The sequence below is a fragment of the Pedobacter sp. 22226 genome (assembly GCF_052045455.1).
In the GTDB taxonomy this organism is placed as follows: Bacteria; Bacteroidota; Bacteroidia; order Sphingobacteriales; family Sphingobacteriaceae; genus Pedobacter; species Pedobacter jeongneungensis.
Map to the genome: position 1 here is coordinate 441,078 of NZ_JBQEPB010000004.1, position 11,474 is coordinate 452,551.

Genomic DNA, 11,474 nt, shown 5'->3' on the forward strand with positions numbered 1-11,474 from the left:
TGCTGTCGACTTCATTCGACGGCTAGAGATAAAAACATGCAAGATAACACATCTAACATATTACATCCAACATCTTCCATCAAAGCCTGCCTCTTCGATTTAGACGGCGTACTGGTTGATACTGCAGTTTACCATTACAAGGCCTGGAAGCGTTTGGCCAACACCATGGGTTTCGATTTTACCGAAGAGCAAAATGAGCAGTTAAAAGGCGTTAGCCGCGTAGAAAGCTTAAATAAAATTTTGGCCTGGGGTGGCGTAGAAAAAACTGATGCAGAGAAAGAAGAACTGGCCACCTTAAAAAATAGCTGGTATGTAGATATGATTACCAAAATGACACCTGCAGAAGTTTTGCCAGGAACCGTTGATTTTTTAACCGAAATACACCAGGCCGGCTACAAACTGGCTTTAGGTTCAGCAAGTAAAAACTCAGGCATCATTTTAGAAAAAACAAACCTTGCCCATTTCTTCGATGAAATTGTAGATGGCAATATGGTAACCAAATCAAAACCCGATCCCGAAGTATTTTTGAAAGGAGCCGAACTTCTAGGATTTAAACCCGATGAATGTGTGGTTTTTGAAGATGCCGTTGCAGGTGTAGAAGCCGCAAAAAGAGGTGGTATGAAAGCCATCGGAATCGGTGAAAAAAGCATACTCACCCAGGCAGATGTGGTAGTAAGCGGATTAGACAAATTAACAGTTAAAGATTTAGAAGAGTTGTAAAGGAGTCTCAAGCATTAAGTAGCAAGTATCAAGTAGTGAATTTATCTTGATACCAGATACTAATTACTTGATACTAACTACCTGATACTATATTATGAAAAATTACATTAAAGCAGATGAGTGGAATATTATCGAAGAAGGCTTTGATCCACATTTAAATAAAATTTCAGAAAGTATTTTCAGTCTGGGCAATGGCCGTATGGGGCAGCGTGCCAATTTTGAAGAAACCTATACCGGAGAAACCTTACCCGGAAACTATGTTGCAGGCGTTTACTACCCCGACAAAACCCGTGTGGGATGGTGGAAAAATGGTTACCCCGAATATTTCGCAAAAGTTTTAAATGCAGCCAACTGGATAGGTATTGGAGTGAAAATCGACGGTGAAATCCTTGATTTGGCAACTGCCGGAGTAAGCGATTTTAAACGTGTGCTGAATATGCACGCCGGATATTTAGAGCGTAGTTTTACTGCGAAATTAAAAAGCGGTAAAACCCTGAAAGTTAAATCAACACGTTTTTGCAGCATAGCCGATGATGAAGTTGGGGCCATCCGTTACAGCATTACGCCGCTGGGTTTTGATGGTAAATTAACTTTAACACCTTTTATTGATGGTGATGTTAAAAATCAGGACAGTAACTACGATGAAAAATTCTGGGATCTGGTTGCTGATGAAATTTCAGGAACTGAGGCTTACATCAAACTAAGAACAAAGAAAACCGAATTTGAAGTTTGCACCGGAAGCAATATAGAACTGTATAAAAATGCAGAAAAATCAGACTTTAATCCGGAAGCTGTGCGCAAAGAGAAATTCGTCGGACAAACTTTTTCGGTAGATGTTAAAGCAAACGAAGAAATCACTCTGGTTAAAATCGCGGCTAATTTATCTTCCGAAAATTATCCAAAAGAATCACTTTTAAAAGAAACCAAATCTGTAATTGCCAAGGCCTCAGGCAAAGGTTTCGATACTTTATTAAAAGAGCAAACCGAAGCATGGGCTACTAAATGGGAAGAAAGCGATATCATTATCGAAGGCGATGTTTCGGCCCAGCAGGCTATCCGTTTCAATATTTTTCAGCTTTTCCAAACCTACACCGGTAAAGACGACCGCTTAAATATTGGCCCGAAAGGTTTTACCGGCGAAAAATACGGAGGTTCTACCTATTGGGATACCGAAGCTTATTGTGTGCCTTTTTATCTGGCCACGGCCCCGCAGGAAGTAAGCAAAAACTTATTGGTTTATCGCCACAAACAATTGGGTAAAGCCATCGAAAATGCAGCGAAATTAGGTTTTAAAGATGGTGCAGCGCTTTATCCAATGGTAACGATGAACGGCGAAGAATGCCACAACGAGTGGGAAATCACTTTCGAAGAAATCCACCGTAACGGCGCCATTGCCTTTGCCATTTTTAATTATATCCGTTACACCGGCGATGAAAGCTACCTTTCTGATTTCGGTTTGGAGGTACTAATCGGCATTGCCCGTTTCTGGAAACAGCGCGTTAACTGGAGCAGCGATAAACAGCAATATGTAATGCTTGGCGTAACTGGTCCAAATGAATACGAAAACAACGTAAACAATAACTGGTACACCAATATTCTGGCCACATGGTGCATGAAATATGCCACAGAAGCTGCTAAAATTGTAGAAACACAACAACCAGAAAAATATAACAGCCTGCTAAAAAGCTTAAACTTCGACCAAAAGGAATTTGCCGATTGGGCTGATATTATCGAAAAAATGTATTATCCAGAGGATGAAAAACTAGGCATTTTCTTACAACAGGATGGTTATTTAGATAAAGAGCAAATTTTAGTTAAAGATTTGCCTGCCAGCGAAAGACCAATTAACCAGAAATGGAGCTGGGACAGGATTTTACGTTCAAACTTTATTAAACAGGCTGATGTATTACAGGGATTATATTTCTTTGAAGAAGATTACGACCTCGAAACCCTTAAACGTAATTTCGATTTCTACGAACCGCGTACCGTACACGAAAGTTCTTTGTCGCCCTGCGTCCACAGTATTTTAGCTGCGAAGTTAAGCGACGAGGCCCGTGCTTACGAATTTTATTTACGTACCGCCCGTTTAGATCTCGATGATTATAACAACGATACCGAAGATGGTTTGCACATTACCTCTATGGCCGGTACCTGGATGAGTGTGGTAGAAGGTTTTGCGGGCATGCGTGTGCGCGACGGTAAACTGCAGTTTAACCCGTTTTTGCCTGGCAAATGGAAATCGTTCTCCTTTACCATTGGGTTTAGAGGGGCAACCTTGAAAATCAATATCACTGAAAACGGCATCAGCATTAAAAACCATGCCGCTGTTGATTTAGAAATCGGGATCCGGAATCAGAACTATAAACTGGCCGGAAATGCCGAAATTGAAGTTAATAACGCCGAGTTGGTATGATTGTAGAGGTAAAATGTAAAATGGAAGATGTCACTTTCTCAATACTTCGTTATTGCGAGGAGGAACGGCGAATCAATCTTAATGCGGTTGTTTGCATGATGACAATTTTCTATTTATTTATTTCATCATCATCTTTTGCACAAAAACATCCCAAAATGAACGATAAACAGATCGTTATATACCAGTTACTGCCCCGTTTGTTCGGGAATAAAAATACCACTAATATCCCTTACGGAACCATTGAGCAAAATGGTTCTGGTAAGTTTAATGATATTACCGATAAAGCACTCGATGGCATAAAAGAACTCCATGTAAACTATGTTTGGTACACAGGAGCCATTGCACACGCCAGTTTAACCGATTATTCTGCTTACGGAATCAAGGTTGATGACGCCGATGTGGTAAAAGGCAGGGCGGGTTCGCCTTATGCCATCCGCGATTATTATGATGTTGATCCCGATCTGGCAGTTGATGTTAAAAAAAGGATGAAAGAGTTTGAAGCATTGGTTAAAAGAACACATGCCAAAAATTTAAAGGTGATTATTGATTTTGTTCCAAATCATGTTGCCAGGAGCTACCATTCTTATGTAAAGCCAAATGGCGTAACCGACTTTGGCGCACAGGATGATGTAACCAAAGCCTTTAGCACAAAAAATGATTATTATTATATCCCGGATCAGGCTTTAACGGTTCCAACAAACGGACAAAAAACGCCGCTTTCAGCGCTACAGGATGGTAAATTTGAAGAAAATCCTGCAAAAGCCACAGGTAATAATATATTTTCTGCCCGGCCCAAATATGATGACTGGTACGAAACCATTAAATTAAATTATGGTGTAGATTATCAGAATAGCGAAAAACAATATTTTGATCCCATTCCTCCGGTTTGGTTAAAAATGCGCGATATTTTAATCTACTGGACGCGTAAAGGCGTTGATGGGTTTAGGTGCGATATGGCCGAAATGGTGCCGATTGCATTCTGGAACTGGGTAATTCCGCAGGTTAAAAAAGTAAATTCTGATCTGATTTTCCTGGGAGAAGCTTACAATCCGAAAGTGTACCAACAATATTTAGAAGAGGGTAAATTCGATTACCTGTACGATAAAGTAGGTTTATACGATGGCCTTAAAAAATTAATCAGAAATGAACCAACTGCAGATGTAGCAGCGATTAAACACGTGTGGCAGGTAGAAAGTGCTGGTTTTGGCAAACACATGTTACGCTTTTTAGAAAACCACGATGAAGAACGCATTGCATCGGCAGGATTTGCAGGTAAAGCTGAACTGGCTTTACCTGCAATGGTTGTTTCGGCAACATTGGGCGCTGGTCCGGTTATGCTTTATTTCGGACAGGAAGTCGGCGAACCGGGCAGAGGTCAGGAAGGTTTTGGCGGCGATGATAACCGCACCACAATTTTTGATTATTGGGGCGTTCCTGATCACCAGAAATGGATGAACGGCGGATTGTTCGATGGAGGAAAATTAAGCCCTTCCCAACAAAACTTAAGGGCTTACTATCAGCAATTGCTAAAAGTAACTTCAACAAGTGATGCCGTAGTTAATGGCGAAATTTATGAGGTGCCACTTACCGGAAACATGAATAACCGCATGTATGCTTTTATCCGTTATTCTGGCAAACAGCGTTTATTGGTAGTGGCCAATTTCGACCGGACAGAAATTTTAACCGCTAACATCGAAATCCCTGATCAGATTTTAAAAGTGAAAAACTCATCTCCGGTTACGGAACTGTTAACAGATAAAAAATTAAATATTCCCGCAGGAACAAGCATACCCGTAAACCTGGCGCCGGTTAGCGCTCAGGTGATAGAATTTTAAAAGTCTGTGCTATGCACCTGGCGCCATGCGTTTAGCGGTAAAAAAGGTGAACAGATGAATAGTATTTAAAATAATTTATTTAACAGAAAGAACGCTATACGCCCTGCGCTAAGCGCTTAAACCAAACAAAATGAGCTTAAAAACAATATTCGAGAACCCCAGATTAACACTCGCACAAATCATTAATATGAGCGTGGGGTTTTTCGGGATCCAGTTCGGTTGGGATTTACAAAGGGCCAATATGGGGCGTATTTACGAAAACCTGGGTGCTAATCCCGATCAGGTTCCATTGTTGTTTTTGGCAGCACCTTTAACCGGATTACTGGTACAGCCTGTAATTGGTTACCTGAGCGACCGTACCTGGCACCCAAAATGGGGTAGAAGAAGACCTTATTTTATGATTGGTGCCATTGTGAGCAGTATTGCGCTCATTTTTATGCCGCATAGCAGTGCTTTATGGATGGCTGCGGGATTGCTCTGGATTTTGGATGTTTTTGGAAATATCGCGATGGAACCTTTCCGTGCCTTTGTTACCGATAAATTACCTGATAGTCAGGTTAATCGCGGTTTTATCATGCAGAGCATGATGATTGGTTTAGGTGGAAGCGTGGCTTCAGCATTGCCGTGGATCATGAACAATGTTTTCCATTTAACCAATACCGCAGAACAGGGAAATATTCCCGAAAATGTGAAGTTTTCGTTTTATATCGGCGCATTTTTCTTTTTCGCCGCGGTATTGTGGACGGTTTTTACCACCAAAGAATATCCGCCACAGGATGTTGATTTTAAAGAAAAAGTAAAAGAAAGCAACAAAGGTTTTGGAGGTGGTGCCCGCGAAATTTTTCATGCTTTAAGGAACATGCCCAAAAGAATGCAGATCGTTTCTTTGGTGCAGTTTTTCACCTGGCCGGGTTTATTTTTAATGTGGTTTTATTACACCACTGCCGTAGCGGTTAATGTTTTTGGCGGTAGAGATGCTGCAGATCCGGTTTATGCCCATGGTGCCGATTTTGGCAGTTTAACCCTGGCTTATTATAGTGTAATTACTTTCTTGTTCGCACTGGTTTTACCAAAAATTGCCGATGCGTTGGGTCGCAAAACCACACATGCACTTTGTTTAGTCTGCGGCGCCATTGGTTTGATCAGTGTAGCCTGGGTGCACGATAAAAACATGTTGTATTTATGTATGACAGGTGTTGGGATTGCCTGGGCCAGTATCCTTTCTATGCCTTATGCCATGTTGAGCGGTTCGTTACCAAAAGATAAAATCGGGATTTATATGGGCATTTTCAACTTCTTTATCGTATTACCCGAAATCATTGCTTCATTAGGTTTTGGGTGGTTAATGAGAAATGTCTTGAATAACGACAGACTTTTAGCGGTACAATTAGGAGGTGGCTTGATGATTTTGGCCGCTGTAATCTGTTATGTGTTTATTAGAGAAACTAAAAATACAGATGGTGCTTTAGCTTCAAAACTCGAAGTAGAAGAAAATCGATCAGTCTAAAACATTAATTCTATGGTAACTCCATGGTCTGTGTCCTCACAGATCATTACCCATATTTCGGCCTGTGGCGACACAGGCCGAATAACATACATATTTATTTTCAGTGCACGCTGTTAAAAACCCGGTGTTCTCTGTGGTAAAAAACTCGCTCTTGTTCGTGGCGACACGAACCCATATAAGCTAAATCCTGAAATTTTAACCAAATGAAAAGAATAACCAACCGCGTTGCTTCGTGTCTGCACGAAACAAAAAGAGCCAAAACAATCATTTACCTGTTGCTATTGGTAACAGCGTTTAGTACCGCCTGTAAAAAAGCGTCTGATGGTGGTGTTGAGCCAACGCCAACCAACCAAAAAGCCGATTTACCTGCAGGTGCAAAAGATGGTGTTGTGTTTATTAATAACGGAACATCGGCCATTGTAACCTTGTATGCACCGAATAAAACATCGGTTGCACTGATCGGAGAATTTAACAACTGGTCTGTAACTGCAACACCGATGAAAAATACCACCGATGGAAATTATTGGTGGGTGCAAATTGATAACCTAAATCCTGCTACCGAATATGCCTATCAGTTTTATGTAGATGGAAACCTGAAAGTTGCCGATCCTTATTCTGAAAAAGTGCTCGATCCTGATAACGATCAATACATTTCGGCTGCAACTTACCCAAATTTAAAGGCTTATCCCACAGGTAAAACCACAGGCATTGTTAGTGTAATGCAGGCCAATCAGCTCACTTATACCTGGAAAAATAACAGTTTTACCCGTCCGGATAAAAATAACCTCGTGATTTATGAATTGCTGGTTCGCGATTTTACAACTGATCATAATTATGCTTCAACATTGGCCAAACTCGATTATTTAACCGGCCTGGGCATAAATGCCATCGAATTAATGCCGGTAAATGAGTTTGAAGGAAACTTGAGCTGGGGTTACAATCCGTCATTTTATTTTGCGCCAGATAAGTACTATGGTACTAAAACAGCTTTGCAGAATTTTATCGATGAGTGCCATGGCCGGGGTATAGCCGTGATTATGGATATGGTGCTGAACCATTCTTTCGGACAATCGCCGATGGTACAATTGTATTTTGATGGGTCAAAACCTACAGCGAATAGCCCATGGTTTAATGTTGATGCCAAACATCCTTTTAATGTAGGTTATGATTTTAACCACGAAAGCCCGGCCACTAAAAAATTCTCGAAAGATGTGATGAAATTCTGGATGCAGCAATATAAAATTGATGGTTTCCGTTTCGATCTTTCGAAAGGTTTTACCCAGAAAGCATCAACAGATGATGCGCAGTTCAGGTTATACGATGCCAGCCGTATCGCCATCTGGAAAGATTATAATGCTTTTATTAAAAGTGTGGATGCCAATAATTTTTATGTGATTTTAGAACATTTTGCCGAACAATCAGAAGAAAAGGTATTGGCCGACGATGGCATGATGCTATGGAACAACCTCAATTACAATATGAACGAGGCTACCATGGGCTGGCTGGATAATTCTAACTTTCAATGGGGCTTTTATGCCAATCATGGATTTACCAAATCTGACGGTTTGGTTACCTATGGCGAAAGTCACGACGAGGAGCGTTTAAACTTTAAGAATATCACTTATGGAAATGCTTCTGGCAGTTATGTAATTAAAGGAAACCTGGCCACCTCATTAAAAAGAGAAGAACTAGCTGCCGCCTTTTTATTCAGCATCCCCGGACCTAAAATGGTTTGGCAATTTGGAGAACTGGGTTACGATATCAACATCGATTTTAATGACAGAACGGGCGAAAAACCAATTAAATGGGATTATTACAGCGATCCGAGCCGCAAAGCATTGTACGATGCCTATGCAAAATTTATCCGGTTAAAAAAGAACAACAGCATTTTTAATTCAACCAGTTCAACCTATAACCTGGCAGGCGGAATTAAATACATCAAATTAACTGAAGGCAGCAATACCGTTGTGGTGGTGGGTAATTTTGATGTGGTAAATCAAACTGCCAATATCGATTTCGGATCGGCTGGTAGCTGGATTGATGGAGTAGGTACAGGTATTAATTTAAACACCAGCATTTATGCCCAAACTTTAGCCCCCGGAGAATACCATATTTTTAGTAAAACGGCTTTAAAATAAATATTTAAACCTATCAGGTTTCCAAAACCAGGGAGGAGTCGTCATTGCGAAAAGGCTTTTTCAGCCGACGAAGCAATCTTAAAGCGTGCTTTAAGATTACTTCATGCATCGCAATAACGACTTTTTTTATTTATTCAACCTTAGTTGATTATTCTATCCTTCGCTAACTCGCGTTTATTAACGAGCGTTGAATAGTTTATCGTTTGCAAACGATATAATCGTTTAGTTATTTATGCACTCGTTTGGAAACGAGCGCAAACATTTTTCCCTCGGTTCATGTCGTCACGAACTGAAACTTAGTAATAATCTTATTGTTTTTAGTTAATATTGCGATAACAACTAACAACTTAATGGATAACAAATTAGCGCATCATTTATTATGGGAACGGTTACGGACTGGCGATAAAAATGCGTTTTTTGACCTCTATGCCGCACTATATTATCCTTTGGTTAATTTCGGGATCAGGGTTTGTGCTGATGCAGATACTGCCAGCGAAGCCACCGACCTGGTTTTTACCACCATTTGGGAGAAACACGAGAGCCTAACCCGCGTTGATAATGTTGAAGCCTACCTGCGAACCTTCCTTAAACGCAAATTGCTGAGGATTCTCGAAAGAAAGCGCAAAATTAACGATGCACTTTTTAATGCCGGCGCCGATGGCGATTGGATGGAAATGAGTTACGAAGAGTTTATAGTAAAGGTGCAGAGCGACGAGCTTGTAAAACATCAACTCAAAAATGCATTGGAAAAACTCACTTTTAAGCAAAAACAACTGATCCATTTAAAATTTTTCGAGGGTTTAAGTTACGAGCAGATTGCAGAACAAAGCAATCAGACAATAAAAACTGCCTACAATACCATTTACGATGCGCTTAAAATCCTGCGGAAGGAATTTAACGCATAAAATCTTCGCGTTACATCATTTGGGGCCTGAGCAAAAGGATGACTTCGTAAATCTAATCGTTCCGTCATCTCGATTGGAGCGTAGCGGAATAGAGAGATCTATAGGGGATCAGCTGCAGTTGTGATATCTTTTTTTGTGTTATTCAGAGTCTAATAGAAAGGTAACAACACTTTTTATCCGAAAACCAGCGGTCTGTTTTTCATCGGTGCTGTTGCTTTGCCATCTGCTATAGCCCTCATGAAAAATTCGGGGCTGTCGCTCCTGTCACGTTTATTTAACAAGGTCCTGTTCCGGCGATAGCCAAAAACCTTTAATAGTTCTGCTCACCCTGCAAGCTAAACCCGGGCACAGTGGAAAACCCACAGCCCGAAGTATGAGGGCGAGGATTTGTAACGCAGCACGGGGCGGGTGAAACCGAAAAGTGATACACTTGCTTTCCAGATCATGAAAAATTGGGTTTTCCATTAAGAGGGGATAGGGATTAACTGTCACCCTGAGCGGAATCGAAGGGTAACCAGGAGCTATAGCGGATTAAAACGCCCAAAAAATAATCAGAAAACTTCCAAAGTTATTTCCGTGTTTAACCCCTTTTAAACTTCATAAATTTAGTTTAAACAAATTAAATTTCTTTATTTAAAGCTATTGCAGTGCATATATTCGGTGATGTTAAAAAAAAGTTAAAATTTCCTTAGGAAAAAGTAAAGTTTTTGGGCACTGTTATATAAAAGGCAAAAAGAATGGTTGATAGAAGTAAATTCAATGCAGAAGATTTTCTTGTCGATAGCACTTTCCAGCAATACTGCGCCGGAACGGATAAGCTATGCATTGGATATTGGGAGAAGTATATTAATGCACACCCTGAGCAGGTGGAAGTAATTGCAGAGGCAAAAAAGCTTTATGCAATATTGAGCGGAAATAAACGTCCGCTGGCCAAGCAGGTAGAAAATTTTAAAGAACATATGTTTTCTGCCCCTGAAGAAAAGGTGGTAAAACTGCACCGTTATTTGTGGGTTAAAATTGCAGCAGCGGTAATTTTGGTGTTTGGTGTCGTTTTAATTTATAATACTTTTTATAAAAACAGTGAGGCAAATAAACCAGCTCAGATGGTTTATACTTTTGCCACAAAAAGCGGCGAGCGGAAAAAAATTATTTTACCGGATGGTACTTCGGTACTTTTAAACGCTAAGAGTATTCTATCATTAACTAAAGATTTTAACGATAAATACAGAGAAGTTACTTTAACTGGTGAAGCTTTTTTTGATGTAAAGCACAATAAGGATAAGCCTTTTAAAGTACATACCAGCGATTTTAACATCAATGTACTGGGTACCGCTTTTAATGTAAAAGCTTATCCGGATGAAATTAGCTCAGAAGCCACCTTAATCCGCGGTTTAATTACCATGGAAGGCGTAAACGGAAACGGCGGTGTAATTACTTTAAAGCCGAGCCAGAAGGTTACGTTTTACAAAGTGATGCCGCAGCAGCAAAAAAACAAACTGGTTAAGCCGATGGCGCCACAGCCCGAAATAACCATTAATCACTATACCAAAATTAAGGACAGTACTATTGTAGAAACGGCCTGGACACAGAACCGGATCGAAATTTACGACCAGAATTTTGATGAGATTAAAAATGTGCTCGAGAAATGGTATAATGTTGAAATCAGCTTTACCGATCCGGCTTTGGAAAAATACCGTTTTACGGCAACCATTACCAACGAGAGTATAGAAGAGGTATTACACGCCTTAAAAGCAACTGAAAATAATTTTAAATATGAGATAAAGGGGAAACAGGTAATCATCTCAAAATAAGAAGAAAAAAGGACGGTGTTGGAGCACCGCCCTCTTGAATTTCTTTTTTGATCAATTAATGGCAGTTTATGCGCAAACAGATTGCTGCCAGGAACTTATGCAACCAAAAAAAACAAAAATATGATTTATTATTACTTACTGCAAG

The 11,474-nt window shown here is 40.3% G+C and carries 7 protein-coding genes; all 7 read left to right on the forward strand.

The window, feature by feature from the left end:
- Window positions 1-36 precede the first annotated feature (36 nt).
- The 7 genes from pgmB (at window position 37) to ACTJKC_RS11460 (ending at window position 11,329) form a co-directional block, all read left to right on the forward strand.
- Window positions 37-720 (forward strand): beta-phosphoglucomutase, encoded by a 684-nt coding sequence (gene pgmB / locus ACTJKC_RS11430; RefSeq protein WP_440792006.1) that lies wholly within the window; start codon window positions 37-39, stop codon window positions 718-720.
- A gap of 94 nt (window positions 721-814) precedes the next feature.
- A complete protein-coding gene (locus ACTJKC_RS11435; RefSeq protein ID WP_440792008.1) occupies window positions 815-3,133 on the forward strand; it encodes a glycoside hydrolase family 65 protein in 2,319 nt (772 codons plus the stop codon).
- Between the two features lie 155 nt (window positions 3,134-3,288).
- Entirely contained in the window at window positions 3,289-4,968 is a 1,680-nt protein-coding gene (locus ACTJKC_RS11440) for an alpha-amylase family glycosyl hydrolase (RefSeq protein WP_440792010.1), read from the forward strand.
- Window positions 4,969-5,098: 130 nt separating this feature from the next.
- Window positions 5,099-6,475: an MFS transporter gene (locus tag ACTJKC_RS11445; protein WP_440792012.1), complete on the forward strand. Its 1,377-nt coding sequence runs from the start codon at window positions 5,099-5,101 to the stop codon at window positions 6,473-6,475.
- A gap of 203 nt (window positions 6,476-6,678) precedes the next feature.
- A complete protein-coding gene (locus ACTJKC_RS11450; RefSeq protein ID WP_440792014.1) occupies window positions 6,679-8,613 on the forward strand; it encodes an alpha-amylase family glycosyl hydrolase in 1,935 nt (644 codons plus the stop codon).
- Between the two features lie 350 nt (window positions 8,614-8,963).
- A complete protein-coding gene (locus ACTJKC_RS11455; RefSeq protein WP_440792016.1) occupies window positions 8,964-9,518 on the forward strand; it encodes an RNA polymerase sigma factor in 555 nt (184 codons plus the stop codon).
- A 737-nt stretch (window positions 9,519-10,255) separates the two neighbouring features.
- Window positions 10,256-11,329, forward strand: coding sequence for a FecR family protein (locus tag ACTJKC_RS11460; protein WP_440792018.1), 1,074 nt, complete (start codon window positions 10,256-10,258; stop codon window positions 11,327-11,329).
- The last annotated feature ends 145 nt before the right edge of the window (window positions 11,330-11,474 follow it).

Excerpts from the sequence above, each read along its gene's own strand:
- ACTJKC_RS11455 (WP_440792016.1), top strand. The coding sequence starts at position 8,964 with ATGGATAACAAATTAGCGCATCATTTATTATGGGAACGGTTACGGACT.
- ACTJKC_RS11445 (WP_440792012.1), top strand. The coding sequence starts at position 5,099 with ATGAGCTTAAAAACAATATTCGAGAACCCCAGATTAACACTCGCACAA.
- ACTJKC_RS11435 (WP_440792008.1), top strand. The coding sequence starts at position 815 with ATGAAAAATTACATTAAAGCAGATGAGTGGAATATTATCGAAGAAGGC.
- ACTJKC_RS11460 (WP_440792018.1), top strand. The coding sequence starts at position 10,256 with ATGGTTGATAGAAGTAAATTCAATGCAGAAGATTTTCTTGTCGATAGC.
- pgmB (WP_440792006.1), top strand. The coding sequence starts at position 37 with ATGCAAGATAACACATCTAACATATTACATCCAACATCTTCCATCAAA.
- ACTJKC_RS11440 (WP_440792010.1), top strand. The coding sequence starts at position 3,289 with ATGAACGATAAACAGATCGTTATATACCAGTTACTGCCCCGTTTGTTC.
- ACTJKC_RS11450 (WP_440792014.1), top strand. The coding sequence starts at position 6,679 with ATGAAAAGAATAACCAACCGCGTTGCTTCGTGTCTGCACGAAACAAAA.